This window comes from Mycobacterium sp. SVM_VP21, assembly GCA_024758765.1.
GTDB classification, from domain to species: domain Bacteria; phylum Actinomycetota; class Actinomycetes; order Mycobacteriales; family Mycobacteriaceae; genus Mycobacterium; species Mycobacterium heraklionense_C.
On the sequence record CP101406.1, the window covers coordinates 3846786 to 3873761 of the forward strand.

Consider the following 26976-nt stretch of genomic DNA (forward strand, 5'->3'; position numbering starts at 1 on the left):
ACTCCTTTGGTCATGAACCCTGATCGCGCCAGCTCACCGAGCGATACCAGGTGTCAGTGAGCGTCTTGATTGCTGCTTCCTCGTCCAGTTCGCGGCCCGCGACGTCGCCGCCGGCCACCAGCCAGACATAGGTGAAGTGGTTGAGCATGGCGACGATGGCGGACCCGACCAGTTCCGGGTCCGCGTCGGGTGAATAGCCCTGGCGTTGCGCCATTCGCACCGTCTGTGCCACCCAGTCGATGGCGTCGGCGCACATCTCCCGCCAGCGCTGGGCGAACGCGTCGTCGATCATCGCCAGCTGGAACACCCCGACCATGACCCCGAGATGCTCGCGATAGGTGTCCCAGTGCGCGCGCACCGACTCCTGGATGATGTCGTGCAGATCCTGGCCCGGGTGCAGGGCCTGCACCGCACGGCTTTTGGCCGAGGCGCGGAAGTCCTCCGCCAGCGACGCCAGCAGGTCTTCCTTGGACCCGAAGTAGTGGTAGAACGACGCCGGCGAGCGTTTGGCGGCGGAGGTGATGTCGGTGATCGTCGTCTTGAAAAACCCCTTGCGGGCGATCACCTCGCGGGCCGCCCGTTCCAGGCGAGCCTGGGTGTCGCGGCCCCGGACGGTGGGACGGGTGGCCGACCCGTCCGCGACTTCGCCGTCCGCGGATGTCACGCCGGCTCCGTCTGCTCTAGGTCGGCAACCAGCTCGGCCAGTCGGCGTTCGCCATCAAGGGTCTGGCCGCCCGCGGCCAGAAAGCGTTGCATCTTCGGCAGCGCGGTGCCGCGGCCGAGCATCTGGGCGAACGCGGAGCGCTCCACCGCCAGGCCCGCGGCGAGGTCCGGGGCGGCCAGGGTGGCCTTGACATCGGCGATGTCGGCCAGCGGCACCGTGGCGATGCGCTGCACCAGCCGGTCCAGGAAGGGTCCGACGACGTCCGCGTCCAACGCCCGGTTGACCAGCCCGTAGCGCTCGGCGAGGCCCGCGTCGAGGTCGTCGTGGGCGAGGATGACCTCCAGCGCCCGGCCCCGGCCCAGTAGGTGAAGTAGGTGTTGCGGACCCGAGCCGGCCGGGATGACGCCGATCCCGGTCTCGATCTGGTTGAACAGCGCTCGGCCGGTGACCGCAAACCGCAGATCGAGGTTGACCAGCAGCTCCATCCCGCCACCGGCCACCCGCCCGGCGACCACCCCGATGGTGACCTGGTCCAGCGCGCGGAAGGCGCCGACCAGGTCCTGGAAGGAGCCGCATGCGGCCTCGGTGTTCTCGACCGAGGCAGCCAGCAGCGCCAGGTCCACGTGGGCGATGAAGAAGTCGGGGTTGGCGCTTTCCAAAACCACCACCCGTACGGTGTCGCCCGCCGCGCGCAGCCACTTCACCAGTCGCCACAGGTCGCCCATCATGGTGGCGTCCATCAGGTTGATCTCGCCGTGGCTGATGCACACCCGGGCCACCGGTCCCTCGTGGGTGACCGTCAGCGACGTCAGCGAATCGAGACCCATGAGTGCCCGGCTCAGCCGAGCTGGGTGGTGGTCGTCTTCGACGTGACCACCTTGGGGTCAGCGGCCCGCTCGGTGCTGTTCAGCAACTTGTGTGCCTGCTCGGGGTCGGGTTCGAACCCGGGAGTGTCGCGGCACAGCTCGATCATGATGCCGTTGGGATCCAGGTAGTACAGCGAGTGGCACCAGCCGTGGTCGACGTCCATCAGCGCCTTGATGCCGGCGGCGTCCATCCGGGCCCGGACTTCGTTCTGCTTCTCTTCGGTGGCCCGGAACGCGAAGTGGTTCACCCAGACCGGCAGTCCGTTCGGACGTGACAACGAGCTGGACCAGTCGGGCTTCTCCCCGACGCCGTGCAGGTCGAAGAACGCGATGCACGAGCCGTCGCCGAGGTCGTAGAACACATGGCGGAAGAAGCCTTCTTGCAGGTGCTCGACTTCGGTGTGCACCAGTGGCAATCCCAGCAGGTCCTCGTAGAAGTGGTTCGTGGCCTCCAGGTCGGCGCAGGCGTAGGCGGCGTGGTGCAAGCCGACGGCGGGCTTAGGGGACGTCACTGGCTGCCGAACCTCCTTACGGCCCGCGGTGGGCCGACGGCGTCACCGTAGCACTGCCGGTGAATATAAACCCAGATTCGATTCTGAGCGTGGACCCTCGACAACCTCGCTAGAACGTGTTCTAGTTCTTGGCATGACGAAACCGCAGTTCAGCCGCGCAGAACTCGCGGCCGCATTTGATGTGTTCGAGCAGACCGTCGCTCGCGCCGCCGAGACCCAGGACTGGGATGCCTGGGTGGCGCACTACACCCCCGACGTCGAATACGTCGAACACGCGATGGGCACCATGCACGGGCGCGACGAGGTGCGCAGCTGGATCCGCAAGACCATGTCGACCTTCCCGGGCAGCTACATGACCGAGTTCCCGGCACTGTGGACCGTCATCGACGAGGACGGCGGGCGCATCATCTGCGAGCTGGACAACCCCATGCGCGACCCGGGCGACGGCACCATCATCAGCGCCACCAACATCTCGATCGTCACCTACGCCGGCGACGGCCTGTGGTCCCGCCAGGAGGACATCTACAACCCGCTGCGCTTCGTCGCCGCGAGCATGAAATGGTGCCGCAAAGCCCAGGAGCTCGGCACCCTCGACGACGAAGCGGCCGCCTGGATGAAGCAATTCGGAGGAAACGTATGAGCCGCAAGCCCAAGCTTGTCATCGGGGCCAACGGGTTCCTGGGATCGCACGTCACCCGCCAGCTCGTCGACGCCGGAGAAGACGTACGGGTGATGGTGCGCCCGAGCGCCAACACCATCGCCATCGACCATCTCGACGTCACGCGGTTCCACGGCGACATCTTCGATTCGGCCACCCTGGCCGAGGCGATGGCCGGCTGCGACGACGTTTACTACTGCGTCGTGGACACCCGCGCGTGGCTGCGGGACCCGAGCCCGCTGTTCCGCACCAACGTCGAGGGCACCCGCAACGTCCTGGCAGTGGCCAAAGATGCCGACCTGCGCCGATTCGTGTTCACCAGCAGCTACGCCACCGTGGGCCGGCGTCGCGGTCACGTCGCCAACGAGGACGACATCATCAACCCGCGCGGACTGACGCCCTATGTCCAGTCCCGGGTGCAGGCCGAAGAGCTGGTGCTGCGCAGCGCCGAAGCCGGCCTGCCCGCTGTCGCGATGTGTGTGTCCACCACCTACGGCGACGGCGACTGGGGTCGGACCCCGCACGGAGCGTTCATCGCCGGGGCAGCGTTCGGGAAGCTGCCGTTCCTGATGAAAGGGATCGAGCTGGAAGTGGTCGGGGTCGACGACGCCGCCCGCGCGATGATCCTGGCCGCCGACCGTGGACGCAACGGCCAGCGTTACCTGATTTCCGAGCGGTTGATCCCGCTGCAGGACGTGGTCAAGATCGCGGCCGACGAAGCGGGTATGCCGGCGCCGTCGCGTTCGATCTCGGTGCCGGCGCTGTATGCGCTGGGCGCACTCGGCAGCCTGCGGGCGAGCCTGACCGGTAAGGATGCCGAGCTGAGCCTGAAGTCGGTGCGGATGATGCGCGCCGAAGCTCCGGTCGATCACAGCAAGGCGGTGCGCGAGCTCGGCTGGCAGCCACGACCGGTTGAGGAATCGATTCGGGAAGCGGCGCGTTTCTGGATGAAACTGCGGAACGCCAAGAAACGAGGTTCGCCGGCATGACACACGGACATTCAGGCAGACGACCGATACACATCCCGAGTGACGAGTACCCGATCACCGTGACCCCGACCGGGCGGCAGGTCACGGTGCGGATTGGTGGCGAGATCATCGCCGACAGCGGCAACGCGCTCACCCTGCAGGAGTCGAATCACCCTGCGGTGCAGTACATTCCACTGTCCGATGTCAAGACCGATCTGCTGACCCGCACCCAGACCACCAGCTATTGTCCGTTCAAGGGCGATGCCGCCTACTACAGTGTCACCACCGTGGCCGGCCAGACGATCGCCGACGCGATCTGGACCTACGAGCAGCCTTTCCCGGCGGTTGCGCCGATCGCCGGGCACGTCGCGTTCTACCCAGACAAGGCCGACATCAGCGTCGCTGAAGCCTGAAGCGCCAGTGTTTCCCTAGAGCCCCAACAGTTGCCCGGCGAACCGGGTGTCGGTGTACTCGCGCACCGAGACGATCCGGCCGTCTTGGGTGTCGACGATGTACGCCAGCGGGCTGTCATAGTGCGAACCGTCGGCGGCGTGACAGTCGCCCAGCGCTTCGATCACCACCGTCTCGTGTTCGTTGATGCACCGGACCAGCTCCAGGTTGATCCGTAAGCCGAGTCGACGCTGCTCGACTTCCAGCCGCAACTCGTCCTTGTCGACGGCCTGGCGGGTCAGGATGCTCCACCAGGTGAAGTCATCGCTGACCAGCGCAAAAATATCGTCCAGGTCGTCGTCGCCGCAGATGCCCTGCAGGAACATCCACGCCAATTCCGCCTGCGGATCGTCGAACGGGGTGGCCATTTGTCCATCGTGACCGGGCAGCGCGGAGCGGTCAACGAAGACAAGCCATCCTTATGATCGCGTCATCAGTAATTCGCTTTGTCGCACCGTTGCTTTCCCCGGCCCGGCCAGCCCGGCGCTGGCGCTGGGCCCACTGCGCCGCGGCCCGGGCGACCCATGCCTGCAGGTTGTAGACGGCGCCATCTGGCGAACCAGCCTGATGCCCAGCGGACCGGTGACGGCGTGCATCGTCCAGGTCGCGCCCGATGCGGTGGATTGCGCGGCCTGGGGCGCCGGCGCCGCGGAGTTTCTTGACGGGGCACCGGGTTTGTTGGGCGTCCACGACGACCCGGCCGACTTCGCGCCGACCGATCCGACGGTGATCGCTGCCTACCGGCGCGTGCCGCACCTGCGGCTGGGTCGCACCGGCCGGGTGCTCGAGGCACTCATCCCGGCGGTGCTCGAGCAGCGGGTACCGGGCGCCGATGCCTTCCGGGCCTGGCGGCTGCTGGTCACCGAGTTCGGCTCACCGGCTCCCGGTCCGGCGCCATCACGAATGCGGGTGCCGCCGTCGGCGCAAACCTGGCGGACCATCCCGTCCTGGAAGTTCCATCGGGCCAACGTCGATGGCGGGCGGGCGCGCACCATCGTCGGGTGCGCGGGGCGCGCGGACGCCCTGGAACGGCTGGTGGCCCGCCCGGCCGCGGAGGCCCGAGCCGCACTGACGTCGCTGCCCGGCGTCGGCGAGTGGACCGCGGCCGAAACCGCGCAGCGTGCATTCGGTGATGCCGACGCCTTATCGGTCGGGGACTATCACCTTGCGACGATGATCGGCCGCACGCTGCTCGGCCTGCCGCTCGACGAGGTGTTCACCGACGAAGCCATGGTCGAACTGATGGAGCCAATGCGGCCGCACCGGCACCGCGTGGTTCGGTTGCTGATCGACAGCGGGCTCGCAGTCAGCAAACGACGGGGGCCGCGGCTGGCCCTGCAGCGGATCAGCTCGCTGTAGACGACTTGCCGGGCGGGTCGTCGGACGCCGTGGCAAACCTCCCGGAGTCGAGCGCGTCGAGCAATTGGGCGGCGATCCACTCGAACGTGGCGGCGTCGCGCGGCAGCAGAGCCTGCTCGTACCCGATCAGCAGATAGATCGCCCAGTTTGCGAACAGTTGCGCCTGGCGTTTGTCGTGGAGGACTTCCTGCGCCGATTCGAAGAGGATGTCGAAACGTTGCTGATCTACTTCGGCCTGCACCGCGTAAACCCGGGCGTCCGCCGAGCTCCAGGACCGGATGGCGGCTTCGGCCCCGTGGGGCAGGGTCAGGCCGATCTGAATCAGGCTGTCGAGGCGCTGCCGCGGGTCGGGTATCGCGCGTACGAACTCCACGTGCTGGAGGGTGCGCTCATCCAGCCAGTGTTGAACCAGATCACGGGTGTAAACCGGCCAGCTGGCGAAGTAGTGGTAGAACGAGCCCGTCGTTACGCCGAGCCGGTTGCAGACTTCGGCGAGCTTGAGGCCGCCGTAGCCTAATTCGGACAGCACTTCGAAACCGGTCTCGAAGTACGCCTGTCGAGAGAGAACCGCGCCCATAAGTCGACTTTAGTTCGCTGGGCGCGGTTGGCATACAACACAGCTGAGTCTTAAGTGAATCTTCGTAATGAGGAATTTTCTGGGGTTGTACGCTAGGCCGTGCCACACTTGTTTAGTGCGGGATGCGGTTTTTCGCAGGGTCGGGCGCCCCCGCGGGGCGCGCTCTGGCATGACCAGGGAACGCATCGTTACTGCCGCCAGCGGCGTTTTCGGCGAATTGGGCTACCACGCAACGACGTTCCAGGCGATAGCGGAGCGCGCACAGCTGACCCGCCCGGCGATCAACCACTATTTTCCAAGCAAGAAGCTGCTCTATCAGGCAGTTCTGACGCAGGCTGAGACCCTGTTCGCGCACGCCGTCGATCACGCGAGCACCGAGCCCACCTTGGTCGGGCAATTGTCTTCGGTCATCGTGAGCTTCACCCAACTCGGCGAAGAGGACCGCACAGTGGCGGCGTTTGCCGTCACTGCGGTGGTGGACGCCCAGCGCGACCCGGTGTTGAAGTCGTTGGTCGGCGACATCCAGGGCGCCCCGCGGGCGTTTCTGGCCGAGGCGCTCACCGAAGCCATCAACCGGGGAGAATTGGTCTCGACCTCGGGTATGGGTGAGCTGACCGAGATGCTGTTGGCCGTGTTGTGGGGTATCACGTTTTATGTCTCACTGGTTGGCAATCAGGCGGCAGCGGCCGGGGTGGTCGCCACACTGCAGGCGCTGTTGACCCAGGAACTCTGGCAGTTGCGTCAGCCAGCCGACGGGTGGAGTTAATAGCCCGGCTAACTTTCATCGGTAGTATCGCGTGCAACACCGGCTGGGACCAAGCGAGGTAAACCGATGAGCGCACTCCGTACCCACGACGACACCTGGGATATCGCCACCAGCGTCGGCTCGACGGCGGTGATGGTGGCCGCCGCGCGCGCATCCGAAACGGCCAGCGCCGATCCGCTGATCAATGACCCATACGCCAAACTCCTGGTCGCCGGCGCCGGTACCGGGATCTGGGAGATGCTGCTCGACGACACGTTGGTCGACAAGGTGGAGGCCATCGACGCCGAGGTCGCTGCCGTCTATCACCACATGCGCAACTACCAGGCGGTCCGCACCCACTTCTTCGACGCCTTCTTCGCCGACGCGGTGGCCGCCGGCATCCGCCAGGTGGTGATCCTGGCGTCCGGGTTGGACTCGCGCGCCTACCGGCTGGACTGGCCGGTCGGCACCACCGTCTATGAGATCGACCAGCCGAAGGTTCTGGCCTATAAAGAGCAGACCCTGACGGCGAACAGCGTGACGCCGGCGGCCGAGCGCCGCGCGGTGGCAATCGACCTGCGGCAGGACTGGCCGGCCGCGTTGACCGCCGCCGGCTTCGATCCCGCGGCCCCGACCGCATGGCTGGCCGAGGGACTGTTGATGTACCTGCCCGCCGAGGGGCAGGACCGGCTGTTCGAGCAGATCACCGAACTCAGCGCCCCCGGGAGCCGTATCGCGGCGGAGACCGCGGGCAACCACCGCTCCGACGAGCGGCGCCAGCAGATGGCGGAGCGATTCAAGAAGATTGCCGAGACGGTCGGCCTGACGCAGAGTCTGGACATCCAGGATCTGATTTACCAGGACGAGGACCGCGCGTCGGTGCGAGGATGGCTCGACGAGCACGGCTGGCGGGCCGCCTCTGTGCCCTCGACCGCGGAGATGCGCCGGCTGAACCGCTGGGTGGACGTGTCGGTGACGGACGACGCCGACGCGTTCTCGGAGTTCGTCACCGCAGTGCGCGGCTGACTCGACATTCCCGACCCGACATAGCGGACTCGATACATCCCCCGTATACAGAGAAGGCCTGGAAGTTGGCGCTAGGCCTTTTCTAGGTCTGTTCTAGCGTGGCGATCGAATCGAGGAAGGAAACTGATGTCCGGAGTGCAGGATCGTGTTGTCGTCGTCACCGGAGCCGGTGGTGGGTTGGGCCGCGAATACGCCCTGACCTTGGCCCGCGAGGGGGCCTGTGTGGTGGTCAACGATCTCGGTGGTGCCCGCGACGGGACCGGTGCCGGGCACAACATGGCCGACCAGGTAGTCGCTGAGATCAAAGAGGCCGGCGGCCGGGCCGTCGCCAACTACGACAGCGTCGCCGACGCCGAGGGCGCGGCCAACATCATCAAGACTGCGATCGACGAGTTCGGGAAGGTCGACGGCGTAGTCAGCAACGCCGGCATCCTGCGTGACGGCACCTTCCACAAGATGACGTCGGAGAGCTGGGACGCCGTGCTGCAGGTGCACCTCTACGGCGGATACAACGTGGTGCGCGCGGCGTGGCCGCACTTCCGCGAGCAGAGCTACGGCCGCGTGGTCGTCGCCACCTCCACCAGCGGACTGTTCGGCAACTTCGGGCAGGCCAACTACGGCGCCGCCAAGCTCGGCCTGGTCGGCATGATCAACACGCTGGCCATCGAGGGTGCCAAGTACAACATCAAGGCCAACGCGATCGCCCCCATTGCGGCAACCCGGATGACCGAGGACATCCTGCCGCCGGAGGTGCTGGCCAAGCTCAAGCCCGAATACGTCGCACCGGTGGTGGCCTACCTGTGCACCGAAGAGGTCGCCGAGACCGGCTCGGTGTTCATCGCCGGCGGCGGCAAGGTGCAGCGGACCGCGCTGTTCGAAAACGCCGGCGCCACCTTCGAGAACCCGCCGTCGGTTGACGAGATCGCGGCGCAGTGGTCGACGATCGCGGACCTTTCAGCGGCCAAGTCGGCCAGTTTCTCGCTGTAACAGCGGGTCAGGTTCGGGACGCGGCGCGCTGCTTTCAGCCGAGCAGCGCGCCGCGCAGCCTGTCGACGTCGGCGTCGGTGACGTCGGCGGCCCGCAGGAACCCGTCGAGCGAGCCGAAGTTCTCCTCGATCGATCGTTCAGCGGCATTCAGATAGTCAGCGCGCACACCGAGCACCTCGTCGGAGAGCCGTGCTTCGGTGAAGGTCAGCACCTCGGGGGTGATCTCGGACTCGGGCCGTGACCGGATCATTTCCATGATCCGATCTCGCAGCACCGGTACCGCAGTGTTGCTGCGCAGGTAGTCCTCGATGACGGCGTCGCGGTCCACCCCGGCCGCCCGCAACACCACCGCGACGACGAATCCGGTGCGGTCCTTACCGGCGAAGCAGTGCGCCAGGACCGGCCGGCCTTCTGCCAGCAGTGACACCACCCGCTGCACCGCCCGGCGGGACCCGGCGAGGGTGGGGAAGCGCTCGTACTCCTCGAGCATGTAGCGGGCGGTGACGTCGGCGGCGGAATCCTCGTCGGGCTTCTCGGCCATCATGTTGCGGAACGCGTCCTCGTGCGGAGCCGAGCTGTCCGGTGATTGGTCGCCGGCCAGATCCGGGAAGGGCAGCAGGTGGATGCCGACACCGGCGGGCACCAGCCCCGGTCCGCGGCGGGTGACTTCGCGCGGTGACCGCAGATCGGCTACGTCGGACACCCCGAGTCGCAGCAGTTCCTCGCGGCCCCGATCTTCGAGGCGACTCAGTTCGCTGGACCGGAACAGGCGGCCGGGGCGCAACGCGCCGGTGGTCTCGGAGACGTCGCGAAAATTCCACGCCCCGGGCAGATTCGGCTGGGAGGTCACCCGGCCACGATAGGACACCATGCTGGTGGCTTGGCCGATCAGACGTGAAACGGCCCCCGATCCGGGCGGATCAGGGGCCGTCAATCAGGTTCGTTGTCGCCGTTTAGACCGGCGGGTAGTTCTGCGGGGGGTAGCCGCCACCGCTTTCAACGCCACGAATGCCCCAAGTCAGGTACTTGAAGAAGAACTCGGCCTCGTCGCTCAGCTCGTAATCCGGATTCGGATCGTAACCGTAACCAGGACCCATGTCGTCAACCCCTTAGCTTGGATTTCCACCAGTTTAGTCGGCCCGTCAACGCTGCGACAGCGGACTGCCTAGAATCCTTCCAACCAGTTGATTGACACGCCGATGACACCGGCCTGGCCGAAGAGTGAGTGGACATGGCAAACGGCAAGGCTACGCCGGGGGGATCGTCCCAGACCCCATCTCGTCGCGAGGAGCTGCTCGCGGTCGCTACCAAGTTGTTCGCGGCCCGCGGCTACCACGGCACCCGCATGGACGACGTCGCTGACGTGGTGGGGCTGAACAAGGCGACGGTCTACCACTACTACGCCAGCAAGTCGTTGATCCTCTATGACATCTACCAGCAGGCCGCGGAACGGACACTGGCGGCCGTGCACGACGATCCGTCGTGGACCGCGCGTGAGGCGTTGTACCAGTACACCGTGCGTCTGCTCGACCAGATCGCGGTCAACCCCGAGGGCGCGGCGGTCTACTTCCAGGAGCAGCCCTACATCACCGAGTGGTTCACCGAGGAGCAGGTGGCCGAGATCCGGGAGAAGGAAGCCCAGGTCTACGAGCACGTGCATGGCCTGATCGATCGCGGTATCGCCAGCGGCGAGTTCTACCCGTGTGACTCGCACGTGCTGGCGCTTGGCTACATCGGTATGACGCTGGGGGCTTACCGCTGGCTGCGGCCCAGCGGCCGGCGTAGCGCCAAGGAGATCGCCGCGGAGTTCAGTACGGCGCTGCTACGGGGGCTGATCCGCGACGAGACGATCCGGGTCGAGTCACCGCTGGGTGTGTAGAACCGCGGGGTCGCACTAAGGCGGAGGCCTATCGCGCTGGACGAGGTTGTAGGCGCGTTCGGCCTCGATGCACCGGAGCCGATCTTGGATGCGAGTGCTCTTGCGCCTGGGCATCATGACGTTGCGATCCGCCGATGACGCGGGAGCGTTGGCCGGTGGCGCGGTGGTCGGCAGACACAGGCTGGGAAACAACAGGCTACTGCCCGGTCGCGTGGTGTAGACATGGCCGGTGGGGGAGCGCCAGTCGATGCTGCCGTCCGGTAGCTGGCGGTCGCACCAGCCACCGCGACCGGTCCAAAACGTCTTGAGCAAGTGGTGTTTTCGGCAAAGGCACCGCAGATTTGACGGGTGAGTCGGTCCCCAGGGAAAGGGGACAGCGTGGTCGATGTCGCAGACGGTGGCCGGCCGGTCGCAGCCGGGGAATCGGCAACTCATGTCGCGGGCGCGGATGAATGCCGCCAGCGTTGCCGACGGCCGGTAGCCCGGTTCGGCCGCCAAGTCCGCCGGTTGCGAGAGGGGCTTGACGGCGGCACCGCCGGCGATGAGTTCGGCCAGTAGGCCTGGCGGTACCTTCCCGCCGCCGATGATCCGCCCCGACGGCGCCGGGCACTGCGGGCGAGCAGGTCTCGTTGCCGCAGGCTCAGGCTTGCCGACGAATTCGCCGGACAGTTGGGGGTCGGGGGCGGCATCGAGGGCGGCGGACTCGGCGACGACGTAGACGACGACGCCCGCAGATCGGGCGTCGGCTTCCCCGGCGGCAGGGCAGTCGGGGCTGCCGCATGCGCAGGCCAACGACTCGGCCCCGGCGGCCAAGGCACCAAGCGCATCGGCGCGGCGCTGGGCCAGGGTGCGAGGGTCGTCGTCGCAGACGCTATGGGCCAGTTGCATCAGACGCTGGTCCAGGGCGGCAGCGTCCACCGCGAACAGGCGGCCCCACACGGCGGTGGTGCCGTCTTCGGTTTGATTGGTGTCGACGACCAACTCGCGCCCGCGAGCCCGGTCCCGTGTCCGACGTACGGCCGCCGGGTCGTGCCGTTCGATCAGCGCGTCAATGGCAGCTGCGGCTTTGGCGACCGAGAGCGGGCCGAGCGAGGTGGCCAGATCGGCCAGGTCGGTGTCAACGAGCAGCAGGACGCCCGGGTCGGTGATCAACGTGGTGTGCCAGGCGATCGCCGAGGCCAGCCGGGCACCGATCCGGCCGGAGAGGAACAGTGCGGCCACCCGGGGGATCCGGTCACGCAGGGCGCTGGCCAGGTACATCTGCGAGGACGCCATGCCGTGGCTGATGTGTTCGGCCGCAGCCAACTCGGCCGCCGCGCCGTCCCAGTTGTCGCACACCCAGCGCGAACGATCAAACCCGTCACCGCTGATGCGGCGAGCGACCAGCTCGCCGATCGCGGCCAGTCGATGGGCGGCTGCGGCCGCCTCCACCCGGGACCAGCCGGTGATCGTCGCTACCAGCGCGTCGTCGTCGACGTCGGCCAGCGCCTCCGGACCCGCCAAGGATGTTTCGAACATATTTTCGATTTTAGGGTGGGGGTCTGACAAGTTGGCTGACAAGTTGGCGCCGCGCGCTCAGGCTCCCACGGTCTTGAGGTTGCGGTCCAAGAACTCCAGCTGATCCGCGACAACGCGCTCGAAGGCGTCGCCGACGTAGATGTCGAAGTGGCCCTCGGGATATCTCTTGACGGTGCCGCGGGGCGCCTTCGCGGCATAGCGCAGGGTCGGCTCCGGCGGGGCGACCGAGTCGGTGTCGCAGACGCAGAACAGAATCGGGCACGACACTTTGGCGGCCAGCCGGCCCGGCCGGTAGGCGAGGATCTTCACCCCGATCCGCGCGGCAACCTCGTTGCGCAGGTTCTGCCCCTGCGGCACCAGCTTCAGGTAACCCGGGTAGGAGTCCGGTGTGCTCATCAGCGCAACCTCTCCGGGACGACCGGCGGTCGCCACCATCACCGGGCGATTGCCGAGCCGGGCCGCAGCCAGATCCCGCAACGCCAGCAGGCTGATCCGCGCGATGGTCAACGGCGGAATCGTGCGCGCAGAGGCGATCCCATCTGTGAACGGGCATTGCGCCACCACCGCCGCCACCCGTAGTCGCGCCGCGGTGGCGATCACGTGGCCGCCACCGAACGACGTGCCCCATAGGCCGATCCGGTTGCGGTCGATACCGGCGAGGGTGTGCGCGAAGTCCACCGCGGCGGACCAGTCCGCCAGCTGCCTGCCCACATCGAGCACCTGGCGGGGAGCGCCGTCGCTGTCGCCGAAGTTGCGGTAGTCGAACACCAGGCAGGCGTAGCCGGCCGCGGCGAACCGCTCGGCATAGGCGTCGAGCCGCATGGTGCGTACCGCGCCCAGGCCGTGCGCCATGACCAGCAACGGCGCGCCGCTAGAGCCGGGGTCGGCGGGGCGGTACAACCAGGCGCTGATGCGGTCCGCGCCCGACCGAAACGAGACGTCTTCGCGGGTAGCCATGCTTAAAGGTAGCCCCGGGTGTGGTAAACCGGCTTCGTGACCGGGGCGGTGACTCAAAGCCAGTTTCGGAGCCTTTTGCAGAGCGTGGCGGAAGTGGTGGGCCCCGCCTATGTCACCGACGATCCCGACGTGCTGGCCGGCCGGAGCGTTGACTACACCGGTCGTTACCGGGGCCGGGCGAGTGCGTTGGTGCGTCCCGGATCGCCCGAGGAAGTCGCCGCGGTGCTGCGGCTCTGCCGTGACGCCGGCGCACACGTCACCGTTCAGGGCGGGCGCACGTCACTGGTGGCCGGCACCGTCCCCGAGCACGACGACGTGCTGCTGTCCACCGAGCGGCTGAACACCGTCGGTGAGGTCGACGTCGTAGAACGACGGGTGAGTGTGGGGGCCGGCGCCACGCTCGCGGCGGTGCAGCGGGCGGCGACCGATGCCGGGCTGATCTTCGGTGTAGACCTCACCGCCCGGGATACCGCCACAGTCGGCGGCATGGCCTCCACCAATGCCGGCGGGCTGTATACCGTGCACTACGGCAACATGGGCGAGCAGGTACTCGGCCTGCAGGTGGCACTGCCCGATGGCGCACTGCTACACCGACACAGCGCGGTGCGCTCGGACAACACCGGCTACGACCTGCCGGCATTGTTCGTCGGCGCCGAAGGAACCTTGGGCGTCATCACCGGGCTGGATCTGAGACTGCATCCCCTCCCGGTCCACCGGGTCACGGCAGTCTGCGGCTTCGCGGAGCTGCAGGATCTGGTCGATGCGGCGCGAATCTTTCGCGACCTCGACGGCATCGCGACCCTGGAGTTGATCGACGCCCGGGTCGCCGCACTGACCGGCGAGCGACTCGGGATTGTCGCCCCGGTGCGCGGTGACTGGCTGCTGCTGGTGGAACTGACCGGCGACACCGGCCAGACCGACCGCCTCGCCGACCTGCTGGCGCAGGTGCGGTTCTGCGACGAGCCGGCGGTGGGTGTTGACCTTGCGACCCAACAGCGGCTGTGGCGGGCTCGCGAGGCGATCGCCGACGTTTTGGGTGCCTTCGGGCCGCCGTTGAAGTTCGACGTGTCGCTGCCCTTGGCGGCGGTTGCCGGATTCGCCGCGGCGGCGAGCACGGTGGTGCGAGAGCATGCACCGGAGGCGATCCCGGTGCTGTTCGGCCACATCGGTGAGGGCAACCTGCACTTCAATGTGCTGCGTTGCTCGGCATCGGCCGAGGCGGGCCTTTACGCGGCGATGATGACGCTCATCGCCGACTGCGGCGGCAACGTCAGCTCCGAACACGGGGTGGGCAGCCGCAAGCGGGCCTATCTGGCGATGTCGCGCGGGCCGGACGACATCGCCGCGATGCGGACGATCAAGGCCGCGTTCGATCCGACCGGCTACCTCAATGCCGCGGTGCTCTTCGACTGAGCCGATGGCGACGACCCGCCGCGCCCGGCTCCGCAGGCTCCGCCGAGCTTGCGATCGCCGCTAGCGGTGCTTGATGCCGACGGCCTGACGCAGCTGGGCGAGGAACTGCTCGGAGTCGTCGCTGCGAATGATGTAGTGCGAGATGGCGATCCGGATCGCGGCGGCCGCTTTCACCGGGGCGTCCGGACCGGTCAGCATCCGCTGCAGGCCCTCGCGCATCGGCACGATGATGCGGGAGAAGTCGGCGAGTACGTGCTTGGGCTCGATGTCGATCATTCGTACACCCGTGTACGAGTGCTGGTAGTCAACGATGAAACGCAGTGCGGCGTCGAGCTTTTCGGTCCCCTTTAGTCCTTCGGTGGCGCGGGCGATGCCGCTGTCGAAGATGTGCCGCTCGTAGCGGGAGAATGCTGAGATCAGCTCTTCCTTCGACGGGAACCATCGATACAGTGTCGGACGGGAGACCCCGGCCTGGGAGGCCACCTCGGACAGGCTGAGCTTCGTCATCCCATTGCGCCCGAGCACCTCGGCGGTGGCCGCGAGGATCCGCTGCCGGGTCGAGCTGTCGGGGCCGTCCACCGTGCTGCGGGTCATAGCGGAGACTTTACAAAAAATAGCGATAGTGTCACGCTGGTTCGGTGCCTGGACATCGTTCCTCACCGTCGCGGGCCTCCCGGATCGGGCCGTAGGGCAATTATTGTGATCGAAGCGCCGCAAGTCACGTGCGAGGAACGCACGCATCCGCCGCGAGCCGTGATGATCGTCATCGAAGCAGCCGGGATTGCCCAGGTGGCCGCGGCTCAGTTGGCCGCTCAAGGACACCTGGTGCTGCTCGGCGGTCGGCGAATCGAGGAGTTCGAACGGTTCGCGGCGCAGCTTCGAGACCGCGGCGGCAGCGCGTTCGCCGCCTACCTCGATCTCGCAGAGCCGCGTTCGATCAACCAATTCCTCGCCGCCGCGCACTACCTCATCGGCACCGCGGACGTGCTCATCACCGATGTCGGTCTCGCCGGACGGGCGGGCGAGGGCCCGGACAGCGCCGGAGTGGGGGCGCAAATTCTTGCCACCCGGGTGATTCCGGCCATGATCGCCCGAGGCAGCGGGGACGTCGTGCTGGTCGGCCCCGAGTTGGCCGGGGTGAGCTGCGCCGCCGCCCAGCGCAAGGTTGACGCTTGGCTGGCGGCCTTGGACGCGGAGTTCGTCGGCACCGGGGTACGGGCATCGGTGGTCCGGTCGGCCCAGGCGGGTGCCTTCGCGCGTACCGCTGAGGCCGGCCGCCTGCTCGCTGGGATGGCCACCGAGTCGCGGCTGCGTCTCGTCGAAATGCTGCCCGGCGCGGGAGCGGCCCGCTAACGGGGGCGCACCAGGACGGACTGTTGAATGCCCGCCACCGCGCCCTGCTGATCGAACAGGGTGCCGATAGTCGTCCCTATGCCGTCGGGGCCGTAGTTGGTCTCGGCCCGGATGCCGATCCACTCGCCGTCGGGAATCCGGTGCACGTGCACCACCAGGTCGGTGTTGAGGAACGTCCACTTCCTGATGTCGAGCTTGGTGCCGACCCCGTTGGCGTCGTCGGCCACAGCGAACAGCCGTTGCAGCGGGGTCATGGATTCCCCCTTGACCAGGTCCACGATCGGTGAGATCCAGGATTCGCCGGCGCCCGGGGCCAACGGCGTGGTCAACCACCGCCAGTCCAGACTGTGCACGTAGTTGCGGTCCCAGTTCTGCTGCATGTTGTTGCTTTGTGCCTCACTGACCGGCCGCAGCGGCGGGGCCGAGGCGTGCTGCAGGTCGCCGGTGTCCAAGGTCTGCAACCGCCAGCCGGACGCACGGGCGACGGGTCGCGGCAGCTGGTCGGGGCCGGGCGCCAGCATCTCGGCGCTGACCAATTCGATCTGCTTGCCAGCCCGGTCGACCTGGCCGCGCACCCACAGCGCGCCTTCGGCCGGCACCGGCCCCAACAAGTCGATGCTGACCCGGCTGAGTCGGGTATCGTCGCGCGGCGCCACGCGCTCCAGTGCCCGCACCAGCAGGGCCGAAACCGGTGCGGCGTGCTGGATCTGGGCCGACCACGTGCCGCGCACCAGATCGGTGGCTCCGAACTTCTCTCCCCGCGGATCGGCGGCATCCAGCAACTCGTAGTAGGCGTCGGTCATCGAATCCCTTTCAGGGCAGTCCGGCGCCGGGAATCTCCACAGTCACCGTGTCCAGGCGCGAGTTGCGGGTGCCGATCAGGTGCTTCGGGTAGGCGGTGGAACTGGACAGCAGGAACAGCGTGCGGCGCTTCGGCCCGCCCAGCGCGCATGCGATCGCGGCCCGCTCGCCGGTTGCGATCCGGTCTGTCACCACACCGCCCTGGGTGATGCGCTCGAACTGATTGGCCAGGGTCATCGCCGTCCAGACCCCGCCGGCGGCGTCCAGCGCAATACCGTCCGGTGGTCCGTCCAGCCCGTCGGCGAACACCCGGCGGTCACGCAGTCCGCCGTCGGCGTCGATGGTGAACTGGGTGAGCCGGCGGCCCATCGACTCGGCGACGATCAGCGTGCCGCCGTCCGGGGTGATCGCCATTCCGTTGGGAAAGTCGAGATCCTCGGCCACGAGGTGGACTTTGCCTTTTGGGGCGTCCGGATCGACGCGCACCACCACGCCGCCGGAGTAGGCCTGCGACCCGATGTAGGCGCGGCCGGCCGCGTCCACCACCATGTCGCCGAGGTCGGCGGGCACCTGGTCGCTCAGGTCGACCAGCGTGGTCACAGTGTCACCGTCGTAGCAGAGCACCTGGCGGTCGGAGGCCGAGGCGATCAGCAGCGATCCGTCCGGCCGAAACCCCAGCCCGCTGGGGGTGTGTCCCGGCAGTGGCACGGTGGTCATCGAGCCGCGCAGGTTCACGGTGTGGATCGCCTCGCCGAGCATGTCCGAGAACCACAGCAGCCCCTCGAACCAGCGCGGGCCCTCCCCGAAGCAGAAGCCGCCGGCCAGCGGTGCGGGGGGCGACGTGGAGCCCGGGTTGTCCTGCTGTGAACTCGTTTCGGCGATGCCCAACACTGTCGCCCTCCTGTCCGGCGGCCGCGGGTGCGGCCAGAGCCTACTTTACAAAATCCGGCTCAAATGTCACGCTCGCGGAATGTCTGAAGCAACCGGGACCACCGAGACTTCCCCCGCGACGAAATGGTCGGTGAGCGGCCTGCTGGACCTATTCGAGGTGACGGAGGACGGCCCGGACCGGTTCACCGGTGCGACCGGCCTGGCCGGCGACGACGAGCGCCAAGTCGTGGAAGGCACCCAGCTGCTGGCGCAGGCCATCGTCGCGGCGGCGAAACGCTTCGGCGACAAGTCCGTCCGATCGGTGCACGCGGTATTCGCCCGGGCTCTGCTGGTGGGACCGGCGGCGGAATACGTGATCGACGTGGTCAACGAGGGTCGTTCAACGGCCACCGCAGTGATCTCGGTGCTGCAGAACCAGAAGCGCTGCGCGACCATCACCGTGCTGGCCGATGTCCCGTCGGCCGACGTGATCACCCACCACCTGCCGCGGCCCGATGTAGCCGGCCCCGCGCAGGCCAACCCCTGTGTCATGCCGATGACCGGACGTGAAGTGCGCCTCGTCGACGTCGTCGACGTCAACAGCCCCGACGAGGTGGGCCCGCCGGAACTCTATGCCTGGCTGCACTATGAGCCCATTCCCGCCCGCGACGACCTCGCCAAAGCGCTGATCGCTTACTTCACCGGACATTTGGGCATCTCGACAACGATGCGCGCACACGCCGGGATCGGCACCAGTCAGTCGCACCTGACGGTGTCCACCGCTCCCATGGGTCAAGTCCACGGGCGTGGTGTACGACGTCGTCGTGTGATTCTTCGAGTTGGTGGTTCAGGCGGTCAGTGCCGCGGGGGTGTCCTCCTGTTCTGTCGGGGTGTCTCCGACCGTCGGCAGTACCGGTTCCAACGCTTCGCCGGTGAGGGTGCGGCGGTCACCCAGTTCGGCGGCCTCCGCCAGACGCCGCCCGGCCTCTCCGCGGGTCAGATGCAACTCGTCGGCCAGCACCCAACGGGGTTTGCCGCCCAACTCGGCGGGGTCGGTGGCGGCGATCTGGTGAACCAGAGGGTGTTCTACCGCCGGGAGCCGGCGCCGTAGCAGTTCGCAGCGCCGCAGCAGGGCTAGGCATTCCCGCGGTGTCAGTGCATCGAAGTCCAGATCCAGCGCCCGATCCAGATCCGCCGACAGCGCGTCGAACACCTCCACGATCGCTTCCCGGCTATTCGAACGCATGTGCTAATCCTATTGCGCCCGTCCCGGCATTGGCGCAGGCAGAACGTGAATCTGTGGATCAAGCCCGAACTGGGGATAACTGCCCTAAGTCGACCCCTTGACAAAAAGATTGCAGGCGCTCACTATCTATTTCAACTTCGAAGTGGGGAGATGTCGTGGGCTATGACCTGATCATCCGCAACGGACTGTGGTTCGACGGCCTGGGCAACGTCCCGCAGGTCCGCACCCTGGGCGTCCGCGACGGGGTGGTCGCCGACATCGTCGCGGGGGAGCTGGATGAGACCGGCTGCCCGGACGTGATCGATGCGGCCGGCAAGTGGGTGGTCCCGGGCTTCGTCGATGTGCACACCCACTACGACGCCGAGGTGCTGCTGGACCCCGGTCTGCGGGAATCGGTGCGCCACGGCGTCACCACGGTGCTGCTGGGCAACTGCTCGCTGTCGACGGTGTACGCCGAGTCCGAGGACGCCGCTGATCTGTTCAGCCGGGTTGAGGCGGTCCCGCGCAAGTTCGTGCTGGACGCGCTGCAGTCCAAGAAGACCTGGTCCACGCCCGCCGAGTACGTGCGCGCCCTCGAGGCGTTGCCGCTCGGGCCCAACATCAGCTCCATGCTCGGCCACTCGGACCTGCGGACCGCGGTACTCGGCTTGGACCGCGCTACCACCGACGGCGTCGTCCCGACCGATGCCGAGTTGGAGAAGATGGCCGCCCTGCTCGATGCGGGGCTCGACGCCGGGCTGTTGGGCATGTCCGGGATGGACGCACCCATCGACAAGCTCGACGGCGACCGGTTCCGGTCCCGGGCGCTGCCGTCCACATTCGCCACCTGGCGTGAGCGCCGTCGGTTGATCAAGGTGCTGCGCAAGCGCGGTCGGATGTTGCAGAGCGCGCCCGACGTCCGGAACCCGTTGACGGCGTTGAATTTCTTCCTGACGAGCAGTGGAATGTTCGGCCGGCGGCGTGGGGTGCGGATGAGCCTGCTGGTCTCCGCGGACGCCAAGTCGGCGCCGGGCGCGGTCCGGGTCTTCGGTCCCGGCGCTCGGCTGCTCAACGCCCTGCTGGGCTCCAGCGTGCGGTTCCAGCACCTGCCGGTGCCGTTCGAATTGTATTCCGACGGAATCGATCTGCCGGTGTTCGAGGAATTCGGCGCGGGAACCGCCGCGCTGCACCTGCGCGACCAGTTGGAGCGCAACGCGCTGCTGGCCGACACCGAGTACCGCCGCAAGTTCCGCAAGGCCTTCGACCGCAAGAAGCTGGGTCCGTCGTTGTGGCACCGCGACTTCCACGACGCGGTGATCGTCGAATGCCCGGACGCCAGCCTGGTCGGCAAGAGCTTCGGGCAGATCGCCGAGGAGCGTGGGCTGCACCCGTTGGATGCGTTCCTCGATGTGTTGGTGGACAACGGCGAACGCAATGTCCGCTGGACCACGATCGTCGCTAACCACCGGCCCAAGCAGCTGGACAAGTTGGCCAACGAGCCGGTGATCCACATGGGGTTCTCCGACGCCGGAGCGCACCTGCGCAACATGGCCTTCTACAACTTCTCGCTGCGCCTGCTCAAGCGCGTCCGCGACGCCGAGGCGGCCGGGCGGCCGTTCATGAGCGTCCAGCGGGCGGTGTACCGGCTGACCTCCGAGGTCGCCGACTGGTTCGGGTTCGACGCCGGAACGCTGAGCAAGGGCGACCGCGCGGACTTCGTGGTGATCGACCCGGCCGGTCTGACCGATGCCGTCGACGGCTACCACGAGGAGAAGGTGCCGTTCTACGGCGACCTGAGCCGGATGGTCAACCGCAACGACGACGCGGTGGTCGCGACCGGAGTGGGTGGCACCGTGGTGTTCCGCAACGGGCAGTTCTGCGACGGTTACGGCACCACGGTGCGCTCCGGCCGGTTCCTGCGCGCCGGAACCCGTGAGCTGCAATCGGTCTAGCTCATGGCCAGAACCCAGCAGGAGCGCCGTGAGACCACCGTCGCGCGCCTGCTCGACGCCAGCATCGCCACCATTGTCGAGATCGGGTACGCGCGGGCCTCGGCCAAGGTGATCGCCGGGCGGGCCGGGGTATCTGACGGGGCGTTGTTCCGCCACTTCGGCACCATGGGTGATTTCATGGCGGCGACTGCCCGCGAGGTGCTGCGCCGTCAGCTGGAGCTAATCGGCAAACAAGTGGCGGAGATCCCGGCCGACGGCTCGGCGCTGGAGGCGGTATTGACTTTGCTGCGTGATCTGACGGCGAACTCCAATAACGCGGTGGTCTACGAGTTGCTGATCGCCGCACGCACCGACGAGAAGCTGCGGTCCACACTGTCGGAGGTACTGGACGAATACGGTGCGAAGATCCACGACACCGCCCTTGGGTTTCCGGGCGCCGACGCATTTCCCGAGGAGATGCTCCCCAACGTGGTTGCGCTGCTCACCAACACCTTCGACGGCGCCGCGATCGTACGGACCGTGCTGCCGCAGCCCGAGATCGAGGCCAATCGCATTCCATTGCTGCTGAAGCTGTTTGAGGACTGGTCGCAGCGCCGGACGTCTTAGGCGATCTCGCCGCTGACGGGCGCGGAGCCGGTATCGCTCGGTGCGGTCGCCGTCGCGTAGTCGATGAAGTCGGCGATCTCGACGACGGCTCGGCGGGCGTCGGGGTTGAAGTCGAAGGTGAGCTGGAACATGTGCAACGCACGGTCCCAGACCTGAACCCAGTTCGGCACGCCCACGGCGGTCAGTTTGTCGGCCAGCACGAAGGTGTCGTTGCGCAGCATCTCGTTGTTGCCGACCTGTAGCAGGAACGGTCCGAGCCCGCGCAGCTCTGCCTCCGGCGGCATCACCGGAAGCTCACGGGTGCCGTTCACGGTGGCGAACACCCGATAGATGAACATGAAGGCCATGAACGGGAAGAACGGGTCGCGGTGGGTGCGCGCGGCCTCACGTTTGATCTCCATGTCCGACGACGTCAGCGGCGACATCAACACTTGGCCTGCCGGCGCCGGCAGCCCGGCATCGCGTGCGGCCAAGGCGGTGTTCACCGCCATCAGCCCGCCGGCCGAATCGCCCGCCACCACAATGTGATCCGCGGTGAACCCCGCGTCCAGTACGCGACGGTAGGCGCACAGACCGTCGGCGACGGCCTCGTCGATACCGGCCAACGGTGCCAGGCGGTAACCGACATTGAAAACCTTGGCGCCGGTGGCGTGCGAGAGCTTGCTGGCAAAGCGGCGGTGGGAATTGAGGCCCAGCGTCACCAGGGCCGAACCGTGGAAGTAGACGATCACTCGATCGGAGTCGCGAGCCGCCGGTGCCACCACCCACTCCGCCGGACAGTCGGTCAACCGCTCCGGTGTCACCTCGGTGCCCGGCAGTGCCCGGATGTAGCGCATCGGTTGGTCGATGAGGTCCAAGCGTGCCCGCTGCAACCCGGCGGGCCAGAACCGGTTGACGACCATGCCGACCAACGTCAGCACTGCGATCGAAGTGCGCAAAAAGATCGCCGCTGCCATAGCCAGCACTCGGGCCTGCCAGGACGCCGGGCCGAAATACGTCTGAGCCGGTCGTTCACGCCATTCCGGAAAGTTCACGGTACCCAGGGTATCGGGTATTGGGTGGTCGGATAAACGCAGGACGCCGTGACGGACCATCACGCCCGTCGTAGCGTGGAGTGGTGACCGCGCCGCATACCCCGCACGATCTGCCCAAGACCCTCGGTGAGCTGCGTGCTGCCGGCCACCGTGAGAGGGGGGTCAAACAGGAGATCGCCGAGAACCTGTTGGCCCGGCTCGGCGACGGTGACGACGCCGCAGCCATCTGGCCCGGCATCTTCGGGTTCGAGGACACCGTGCTGCCGCAACTCGAGCGTGCGCTGATCGCCGGTCACGACATCGTGCTGCTGGGGGAGCGCGGCCAGGGCAAGACCCGGCTGTTGCGTGCGTTGATCGAATTGCTCGACGAGTGGACCCCGGTGATCGCCGGCGCTGAGCTTGGTGAGCACCCGTATTCGCCGATCACGCCCGAGTCGATTCGCCAAGCCAGCGAGCTCGGCGACGACCTTCCGGTGGCTTGGCGGCACCGCAGCGAGCGCTACACCGAGAAGCTGGCCACCCCCGACACCAGCGTCGCCGACCTGGTCGGCGACATCGACCCGATCAAGGTGGCCGAAGGCCGGAGTCTGGGTGACCCCGAGACCATCGCCTACGGGCTGATCCCGCGAGCGCACCGCGGCGTGGTCGCGGTTAACGAACTCCCCGACCTCGCCGAGCGCATCCAGGTGGCGATGCTCAACGTGATGGAGGAGCGCGACATCCAGGTGCGCGGCTACACGTTGCGGCTGCCGCTGGACGTGTTGGTGGTCGCCAGCGCCAACCCGGAGGACTACACCAACCGCGGCCGCATCATCACCCCGCTCAAGGACCGCTTCGGCGCCGAGATTCGCACCCACTATCCGCTGGAACTCGACGCCGAGGTCGGCGTGATCGCGCAAGAGGCGCACCTGAGCGCGCAGGTGCCCGACTACCTGCTGGCGGTGCTGGCCCGATTCGCCCGCTACCTGCGGGAGTCCCGCTCGGTCGACCAGCGCTCCGGCGTCTCGGCACGCTTCGCGATCGCCGCTGCCGAGACGGTCGCGGCCTCGGCGCGCCACCGCGGCGCGGTGCTGGGCGAAACCGACCCGGTGGCTCGGGTAGTGGACCTGAGCACGATCGTCGACGTGCTGCGCGGCAAGCTGGAATTCGAGTCCGGCGAGGAGGGCCGCGAGCAGGCAGTGCTGGAGCACCTGTTGCGCCGGGCCACCGCGGATACCGCATCGCGGGCACTGGGCGGGATCGACGTGGGACCGCTGGTGGCGGCGGTCGAGGACGCGACAGTGACGACGGGAGAGCGGATTTCGGCCAAAGCTGTGCTGGCGGCACTGCCGGATCTTCCGGTGATCGACGCCATCGCGCAGCGCCTGGGTGCCGAATCCGACGGCGAACGCGCCGCGGCACTTGAGTTGGCCTTGGAAGCACTGTATTTGGCCAAGCGCATCGACAAGACCTCCGACGAGGGCGAAACCGTCTATGGCTAAATCTTTTTCGAGCCACGCTCACCGCTACTCGGCCTACAGCGGTGGGCCGGATCCGCTGGCGCCGCCGGTCGATCTGGCCGAGGCGCTGGAGGAGATCGGCCGCGACGTCATGGAGGGGACGTCACCGCGGCGAGCGCTGCAAGAGTTGCTGCGCCGGGGCACCAAGAACCTGACCGGAGCCGATCAGCTGGCTGCCGAGGCGCAACGACGGCGACGGGAATTGTTGCGCCGCAACAACTTGGACGGAACTCTGGCCGAGGTCAAGAAGCTGCTCGACGAAGCGGTGCTTGCCGAACGCAAAGAACTGGCCCGCGCGCTCGACGACGACGCCCGCTTCGCCGAGATGCAGATCGAGGGGTTGTCGCCGTCGCCGGCCAAAGCGGTACAGGAGCTGGCCGACTACAACTGGCGCAGCAGCGAAGCCCGGGAATCCTACGAGAAGATCAAGGACCTGCTCGGCCGCGAGATGCTCGACCAGCGTTTCGCCGGCATGAAGCAGGCGTTGGAAGGCGCCACCGACGCCGACCGGCAACGGGTCACCGACATGCTCGACGACCTCAACAACTTGCTGGACAAGCACTCTCAGGGAAAAGACACACCGCAGGACTTCCAGCAGTTCATGGACCGCCACGGCGAGTTCTTCCCGGAGAACCCGCAAAACGTCGAGGAACTGCTGGATTCGCTGGCCAAGCGGGCGGCGGCCGCGCAGCGCTTCCGCAACAGCCTTTCTGGCGAGCAGCGTGCGGAGCTGGATGCGTTGGCGGAGCAGGCATTCGGCTCTCCGGCGTTGCAGCAGGCACTGGGACGTCTCGACGCACACTTGCAGGCGGCGCGGCCGGGTGAGGACTGGAGCGGATCGTCGGAGTTCTCCGGCAACAATCCGCTCGGCATGGGTGAGGGCGCTCAGGCCCTTGCCGATATCGCCGAGCTTGAGCAGTTGGCCGAGCAGCTCTCGCAGGCCTATCCCGGCGCGAGCATGGACGACGTCGACCTCGAGGCGCTGGCCCGCCAGCTCGGCGGCCAGGCCGCCATCGACGCGCGGACCCTGGCCGAGCTGGAACGCGCGTTGCTCAATCAGGGATTCCTGGACCGCAGCTCGGACGGTCAGTGGCGACTGTCGCCCAAGGCGATGCGCCGGCTCGGCGAGACCGCGCTGCGCGATGTGGCGCGGCAACTTTCGGGACGCCGCGGCGAACGCGATCACCGTCGGGCAGGGGCGGCCGGCGAATTGACCGGGGCGACCCGGCCCTGGCAGTTCGGCGACACCGAGCCATGGAACGTCACCCGGACCCTGACCAACACGGTGCTGCGGCAAGTCGCCGGCGGTTCAGCGAGGCTCGACGGAGGAGAGGCGAAGCTGGGACCGCCGCATGAACCTGAACCCGGCACCGCCGCCACCCGCGGTCGGCTGTCGATCAGCGTGGAGGACGTCGAGGTCTCCGAGACCGAGACCCGCACCCAGTCCGCCGTTGCGCTGCTGGTGGACACGTCGTTCTCGATGGTGATGGACAACCGTTGGCTGCCGATGAAGCGCACCGCACTGGCGTTGAACCACCTGATTAGCACCCGGTTCCGTTCAGATGCGTTGCAGATCATCGCGTTCGGCCGCTATGCACGCACGGTGACGGCCGCAGAGCTGACCGGCCTGGAAGGTGTCTACGAGCAGGGCACCAATCTGCACCATGCGCTGGCGCTGGCCAGTCGGCACCTGCGCCGCCACCCCAACGCCCAGCCGGTGGTGCTGGTGGTCACCGACGGGGAACCGACGGCGCACTTGGAGGACTATGAGGGCCGCGGGACGACGGGCCCGTCGGTGTTCTTTGATTACCCGCCACACCCGCGGACCATTGCGCACACCGTGCGGGGCTTCGATGACGTCGCTCGGCTTGGTGCCCAGGTGACGATCTTCCGGCTCGGGGATGATCCCGGGCTGGCCCGCTTCATCGACCAGGTGGCGCGTCGGGTCCAGGGCCGAGTGGTGGTGCCCGAACTCGACGGGCTGGGCGCGGCCGTGGTCGGGGATTACCTGAGGTCGCGCCGCCGTTGATCTCGCTCCGCCGCGTGCGTGCCCGCTATTGGGCCTTGGGTATCACCTCCTGGGCCACCCACCGCATGTGATCGAGGTAGGCGTCGAGCCCCGCGAGGGCCGGCGGGTTGACCCAGGTGTGGGTGACTCCGAGTTCCGTCAGCCTGCCGCAGCTGTCGATGATCTGTTCGGCGGATTCGCCGATTCGCGAACCGGGGTCGCTGACGACGGCGTGTCCTTCGCCGATGTTCAATCCGGCGAGGCTGTAGGAGACGGCGAACGGCCGGTCGTCGAAGCCCGGCTGTGAGCGGAGGTAGTCGATCCGCGCGGGAAGATCGGTGGGTTTGGTGAGCCAGGGTGCCCAACCGTCTCCGAATCTGGCCGCTCTGCGCAGCGCGGCGTCGGCGTCGCCGCCGATCCAGACCGTCGGCCTGCGTGCGGGCTTCGGGCCGAATGCCACGTTATCGAAGCTCACGAATTCCCCTTCCATACAGGGTGATTCGCTCATCCAGAGTTCGTTGATCGCCTCCAAGTACTCATCGGCCATGCGACCCCGCAAGTGGAAGGGAACTCCCATGGCGTCGTACTCCTCTTTGAGCCAGCCGACGCCGAATGTCACGAGCGATCGACCGCCGCTGAACCAGTCCAGGGTGGCAATCGCCTTGGCGATGACGACCGGATGATGCAGCGGCAGGATGGTGACCATCGACCCGACGGTGATCGTCGAGGTGGCGCCCGCGATGAAAGCTTGAGCGGTGCTGGCCTCGAAGTAGTGATCGCCGGACAGTTCGCGGTGCGCGGTAGGGATCAGGAAGTGCTCCGGGAGTACGACCATCGAATACCCCAATCCTTCTGCCGCCGCTGTCACACCGGCAATGTCGCGACCGGCGACCTCCTTCTCCCACGACTGGCTCAGGGCGGCTACCTGCATGCAATTGGGTAACAGGATCATGAAACGCACCGTTAGGCTCCTTCAGCAGCGTGGGTGTGTGGCTACGGACACTGTCGGTCGCAATGTGGTCAACAACGTCGGCGCGAACGCGTATCTC

General features: G+C 67.3%; 29 protein-coding genes and 1 pseudogene. 15 read left to right on the plus strand and 15 right to left on the minus strand.

Translation table 11 applies throughout. From position 1 onward, the window contains the following. Window positions 1-10 precede the first annotated feature (10 nt). From NM962_17925 to NM962_17935, 3 genes are read right to left on the minus strand one after another with little or no spacing between them, the layout of a single operon-like run. Window positions 11-664: a TetR/AcrR family transcriptional regulator gene (locus NM962_17925; GenBank protein UVO11788.1), complete on the minus strand. Its 654-nt coding sequence runs from the start codon at window positions 662-664 to the stop codon at window positions 11-13. Then, on the minus strand, window positions 661-1491 hold the full coding sequence (locus tag NM962_17930) for an enoyl-CoA hydratase/isomerase family protein (protein ID UVO11789.1): 831 nt from the start codon (window positions 1489-1491) through the stop codon (window positions 661-663). The genes NM962_17925 and NM962_17930 overlap by 4 nt, the downstream gene beginning before the upstream one ends. Before the next feature lie 11 nt (window positions 1492-1502). Beyond that, window positions 1503-2042 (minus strand): VOC family protein, encoded by a 540-nt coding sequence (locus tag NM962_17935; GenBank protein ID UVO11790.1) that lies wholly within the window; start codon window positions 2040-2042, stop codon window positions 1503-1505. Window positions 2043-2175: 133 nt separating this feature from the next. Between NM962_17935 and NM962_17940 the strand changes: the two genes are divergently transcribed. Genes NM962_17940 through NM962_17950 form a run of 3 tightly spaced genes read left to right on the plus strand, consistent with a single transcriptional unit; the run spans window position 2176 to window position 4081 of the window. Then, window positions 2176-2682: a nuclear transport factor 2 family protein gene (locus NM962_17940; GenBank protein UVO11791.1), complete on the plus strand. Its 507-nt coding sequence runs from the start codon at window positions 2176-2178 to the stop codon at window positions 2680-2682. After that, window positions 2679-3689 carry an NAD-dependent epimerase/dehydratase family protein gene (locus NM962_17945; GenBank protein ID UVO11792.1) on the plus strand — a complete coding sequence of 337 codons (1011 nt, stop codon included), beginning with the start codon at window positions 2679-2681 and terminating at the stop codon, window positions 3687-3689. Before NM962_17940 ends, NM962_17945 begins: the two co-directional genes overlap by 4 nt. Next, window positions 3686-4081, plus strand: coding sequence for a DUF427 domain-containing protein (locus NM962_17950; protein UVO11793.1), 396 nt, complete (start codon window positions 3686-3688; stop codon window positions 4079-4081). The genes NM962_17945 and NM962_17950 overlap by 4 nt, the downstream gene beginning before the upstream one ends. 15 nt (window positions 4082-4096) lie before the next feature. Here the strand turns inward: NM962_17950 and NM962_17955 are convergent, their stop codons facing one another. After that, window positions 4097-4486, minus strand: a complete 390-nt coding sequence (locus NM962_17955; GenBank protein UVO11794.1) for a nuclear transport factor 2 family protein — start codon at window positions 4484-4486, stop codon at window positions 4097-4099. A 199-nt stretch (window positions 4487-4685) separates the two neighbouring features. Between NM962_17955 and NM962_17960 the strand changes: the two genes are divergently transcribed. Then, the gene (locus NM962_17960; GenBank protein ID UVO11795.1) at window positions 4686-5477 is read left to right on the plus strand and encodes a DNA-3-methyladenine glycosylase 2 family protein; all 792 of its coding nucleotides are present in this window, start codon (window positions 4686-4688) and stop codon (window positions 5475-5477) included. Here the strand turns inward: NM962_17960 and NM962_17965 are convergent. Next, a complete protein-coding gene (locus NM962_17965) occupies window positions 5464-6054 on the minus strand; it encodes a TetR/AcrR family transcriptional regulator (GenBank protein UVO11796.1) in 591 nt (196 codons plus the stop codon). The two genes, NM962_17960 and NM962_17965, sit on opposite strands and share 14 nt — an antisense overlap. A gap of 169 nt (window positions 6055-6223) precedes the next feature. On the opposite strand from NM962_17965, the gene NM962_17970 reads away from it, so the two are divergent. From NM962_17970 to NM962_17980, 3 genes are all read left to right on the plus strand, one after another. Beyond that, entirely contained in the window at window positions 6224-6820 is a 597-nt protein-coding gene (locus NM962_17970; protein UVO11797.1) for a TetR/AcrR family transcriptional regulator, read from the plus strand. A 66-nt stretch (window positions 6821-6886) separates the two neighbouring features. After that, window positions 6887-7825, plus strand: coding sequence for a class I SAM-dependent methyltransferase (locus tag NM962_17975; GenBank protein UVO11798.1), 939 nt, complete (start codon window positions 6887-6889; stop codon window positions 7823-7825). 126 nt (window positions 7826-7951) lie between these two features. Next, window positions 7952-8812 (plus strand): SDR family oxidoreductase, encoded by an 861-nt coding sequence (locus NM962_17980; GenBank protein UVO11799.1) that lies wholly within the window; start codon window positions 7952-7954, stop codon window positions 8810-8812. Between the two features lie 34 nt (window positions 8813-8846). On the opposite strand, the gene NM962_17985 is transcribed toward NM962_17980, so the two are convergent. Both NM962_17985 and NM962_17990 read right to left on the minus strand, forming a co-directional pair. Beyond that, window positions 8847-9683 carry a tyrosine-protein phosphatase gene (locus NM962_17985; GenBank protein UVO11800.1) on the minus strand — a complete coding sequence of 279 codons (837 nt, stop codon included), beginning with the start codon at window positions 9681-9683 and terminating at the stop codon, window positions 8847-8849. Window positions 9684-9765: 82 nt separating this feature from the next. Next, a complete protein-coding gene (locus tag NM962_17990; GenBank protein UVO11801.1) occupies window positions 9766-9909 on the minus strand; it encodes a hypothetical protein in 144 nt (47 codons plus the stop codon). A gap of 134 nt (window positions 9910-10043) precedes the next feature. On the opposite strand from NM962_17990, the gene NM962_17995 reads away from it, so the two are divergent. After that, window positions 10044-10691 carry a TetR/AcrR family transcriptional regulator gene (locus NM962_17995; GenBank protein ID UVO11802.1) on the plus strand — a complete coding sequence of 216 codons (648 nt, stop codon included), beginning with the start codon at window positions 10044-10046 and terminating at the stop codon, window positions 10689-10691. Window positions 10692-10706: 15 nt separating this feature from the next. On the opposite strand, the gene NM962_18000 is transcribed toward NM962_17995, so the two are convergent. Together NM962_18000 and NM962_18005 are read right to left on the minus strand one after the other, a co-directional pair. Further along, window positions 10707-12209, minus strand: a complete 1503-nt coding sequence (locus tag NM962_18000; protein ID UVO11803.1) for an HNH endonuclease — start codon at window positions 12207-12209, stop codon at window positions 10707-10709. Window positions 12210-12266: 57 nt separating this feature from the next. Further along, window positions 12267-13166, minus strand: a complete 900-nt coding sequence (locus NM962_18005; GenBank protein UVO11804.1) for an alpha/beta fold hydrolase — start codon at window positions 13164-13166, stop codon at window positions 12267-12269. A gap of 48 nt (window positions 13167-13214) precedes the next feature. Between NM962_18005 and NM962_18010 the strand changes: the two genes are divergently transcribed. Further along, entirely contained in the window at window positions 13215-14579 is a 1365-nt protein-coding gene (locus NM962_18010) for an FAD-binding oxidoreductase (GenBank protein ID UVO14812.1), read from the plus strand. A gap of 60 nt (window positions 14580-14639) precedes the next feature. On the opposite strand, the gene NM962_18015 is transcribed toward NM962_18010, so the two are convergent. After that, a complete protein-coding gene (locus NM962_18015; protein UVO11805.1) occupies window positions 14640-15173 on the minus strand; it encodes a TetR/AcrR family transcriptional regulator in 534 nt (177 codons plus the stop codon). A gap of 105 nt (window positions 15174-15278) precedes the next feature. Here NM962_18015 and NM962_18020 point away from each other — a divergent pair, with 105 nt between their 5' ends. After that, window positions 15279-15932 carry an SDR family NAD(P)-dependent oxidoreductase gene (locus tag NM962_18020; GenBank protein ID UVO11806.1) on the plus strand — a complete coding sequence of 218 codons (654 nt, stop codon included), beginning with the start codon at window positions 15279-15281 and terminating at the stop codon, window positions 15930-15932. Here NM962_18020 and NM962_18025 read toward each other — a convergent pair. Further along, window positions 15929-16735, minus strand: a complete 807-nt coding sequence (locus NM962_18025; protein ID UVO11807.1) for a thioesterase family protein — start codon at window positions 16733-16735, stop codon at window positions 15929-15931. The two genes, NM962_18020 and NM962_18025, sit on opposite strands and share 4 nt — an antisense overlap. Before the next feature lie 10 nt (window positions 16736-16745). Continuing rightward, complete coding sequence (locus NM962_18030; GenBank protein UVO14813.1) at window positions 16746-17615, minus strand: SMP-30/gluconolactonase/LRE family protein; 870 nt, start codon at window positions 17613-17615, stop codon at window positions 16746-16748. Between the two features lie 88 nt (window positions 17616-17703). Between NM962_18030 and NM962_18035 the strand changes: the two are divergent. Continuing rightward, a pseudogene (locus tag NM962_18035) lies at window positions 17704-18393 on the plus strand (thioesterase family protein). Between the two features lie 57 nt (window positions 18394-18450). Here the strand turns inward: NM962_18035 and NM962_18040 are convergent. Continuing rightward, the gene (locus NM962_18040; GenBank protein UVO11808.1) at window positions 18451-18849 is read right to left on the minus strand and encodes a 13E12 repeat family protein; all 399 of its coding nucleotides are present in this window, start codon (window positions 18847-18849) and stop codon (window positions 18451-18453) included. A 128-nt stretch (window positions 18850-18977) separates the two neighbouring features. Here NM962_18040 and NM962_18045 point away from each other — a divergent pair, with 128 nt between their 5' ends. Both NM962_18045 and NM962_18050 read left to right on the plus strand, forming a co-directional pair. Beyond that, window positions 18978-20780 (plus strand): amidohydrolase family protein, encoded by a 1803-nt coding sequence (locus NM962_18045; GenBank protein UVO14814.1) that lies wholly within the window; start codon window positions 18978-18980, stop codon window positions 20778-20780. Window positions 20781-20783: 3 nt separating this feature from the next. Beyond that, on the plus strand, window positions 20784-21386 hold the full coding sequence (locus tag NM962_18050) for a TetR/AcrR family transcriptional regulator (protein UVO11809.1): 603 nt from the start codon (window positions 20784-20786) through the stop codon (window positions 21384-21386). Here NM962_18050 and NM962_18055 read toward each other — a convergent pair. Beyond that, window positions 21383-22420 (minus strand): alpha/beta hydrolase, encoded by a 1038-nt coding sequence (locus NM962_18055; GenBank protein ID UVO11810.1) that lies wholly within the window; start codon window positions 22418-22420, stop codon window positions 21383-21385. The genes NM962_18050 and NM962_18055 overlap by 4 nt on opposite strands. An 80-nt stretch (window positions 22421-22500) precedes the next feature. Between NM962_18055 and NM962_18060 the strand changes: the two genes are divergently transcribed. After that, a complete protein-coding gene (locus NM962_18060; GenBank protein UVO11811.1) occupies window positions 22501-23901 on the plus strand; it encodes a sigma 54-interacting transcriptional regulator in 1401 nt (466 codons plus the stop codon). Further along, window positions 23894-25948 (plus strand): VWA domain-containing protein, encoded by a 2055-nt coding sequence (locus NM962_18065; GenBank protein UVO11812.1) that lies wholly within the window; start codon window positions 23894-23896, stop codon window positions 25946-25948. Before NM962_18060 ends, NM962_18065 begins: the two co-directional genes overlap by 8 nt. A gap of 25 nt (window positions 25949-25973) precedes the next feature. On the opposite strand, the gene NM962_18070 is transcribed toward NM962_18065, so the two are convergent. After that, entirely contained in the window at window positions 25974-26888 is a 915-nt protein-coding gene (locus NM962_18070) for a TIGR03619 family F420-dependent LLM class oxidoreductase (GenBank protein ID UVO11813.1), read from the minus strand. Window positions 26889-26976 lie beyond the last annotated feature (88 nt).

Coding starts and splice junctions, on each gene's coding strand:
- NM962_17985 (UVO11800.1), bottom strand. CDS start 9,683: ATGGTGTCCTATCGTGGCCGGGTGACCTCCCAGCCGAATCTGCCCGGG.
- NM962_18000 (UVO11803.1), bottom strand. CDS start 12,209: ATGTTCGAAACATCCTTGGCGGGTCCGGAGGCGCTGGCCGACGTCGAC.
- NM962_17945 (UVO11792.1), top strand. CDS start 2,679: ATGAGCCGCAAGCCCAAGCTTGTCATCGGGGCCAACGGGTTCCTGGGA.
- NM962_17980 (UVO11799.1), top strand. CDS start 7,952: ATGTCCGGAGTGCAGGATCGTGTTGTCGTCGTCACCGGAGCCGGTGGT.
- NM962_18065 (UVO11812.1), top strand. CDS start 23,894: ATGGCTAAATCTTTTTCGAGCCACGCTCACCGCTACTCGGCCTACAGC.
- NM962_17955 (UVO11794.1), bottom strand. CDS start 4,486: ATGGCCACCCCGTTCGACGATCCGCAGGCGGAATTGGCGTGGATGTTC.
- NM962_17965 (UVO11796.1), bottom strand. CDS start 6,054: ATGGGCGCGGTTCTCTCTCGACAGGCGTACTTCGAGACCGGTTTCGAA.
- NM962_17930 (UVO11789.1), bottom strand. CDS start 1,491: ATGGGTCTCGATTCGCTGACGTCGCTGACGGTCACCCACGAGGGACCG.
- NM962_17990 (UVO11801.1), bottom strand. CDS start 9,909: ATGGGTCCTGGTTACGGTTACGATCCGAATCCGGATTACGAGCTGAGC.
- NM962_17975 (UVO11798.1), top strand. CDS start 6,887: ATGAGCGCACTCCGTACCCACGACGACACCTGGGATATCGCCACCAGC.
- NM962_17960 (UVO11795.1), top strand. CDS start 4,686: ATGCCCAGCGGACCGGTGACGGCGTGCATCGTCCAGGTCGCGCCCGAT.
- NM962_17970 (UVO11797.1), top strand. CDS start 6,224: ATGACCAGGGAACGCATCGTTACTGCCGCCAGCGGCGTTTTCGGCGAA.
- NM962_17995 (UVO11802.1), top strand. CDS start 10,044: ATGGCAAACGGCAAGGCTACGCCGGGGGGATCGTCCCAGACCCCATCT.
- NM962_18015 (UVO11805.1), bottom strand. CDS start 15,173: ATGACCCGCAGCACGGTGGACGGCCCCGACAGCTCGACCCGGCAGCGG.
- NM962_18040 (UVO11808.1), bottom strand. CDS start 18,849: ATGCGTTCGAATAGCCGGGAAGCGATCGTGGAGGTGTTCGACGCGCTG.
- NM962_17940 (UVO11791.1), top strand. CDS start 2,176: ATGACGAAACCGCAGTTCAGCCGCGCAGAACTCGCGGCCGCATTTGAT.
- NM962_18050 (UVO11809.1), top strand. CDS start 20,784: ATGGCCAGAACCCAGCAGGAGCGCCGTGAGACCACCGTCGCGCGCCTG.
- NM962_18005 (UVO11804.1), bottom strand. CDS start 13,166: ATGGCTACCCGCGAAGACGTCTCGTTTCGGTCGGGCGCGGACCGCATC.
- NM962_17950 (UVO11793.1), top strand. CDS start 3,686: ATGACACACGGACATTCAGGCAGACGACCGATACACATCCCGAGTGAC.
- NM962_18025 (UVO11807.1), bottom strand. CDS start 16,735: ATGACCGACGCCTACTACGAGTTGCTGGATGCCGCCGATCCGCGGGGA.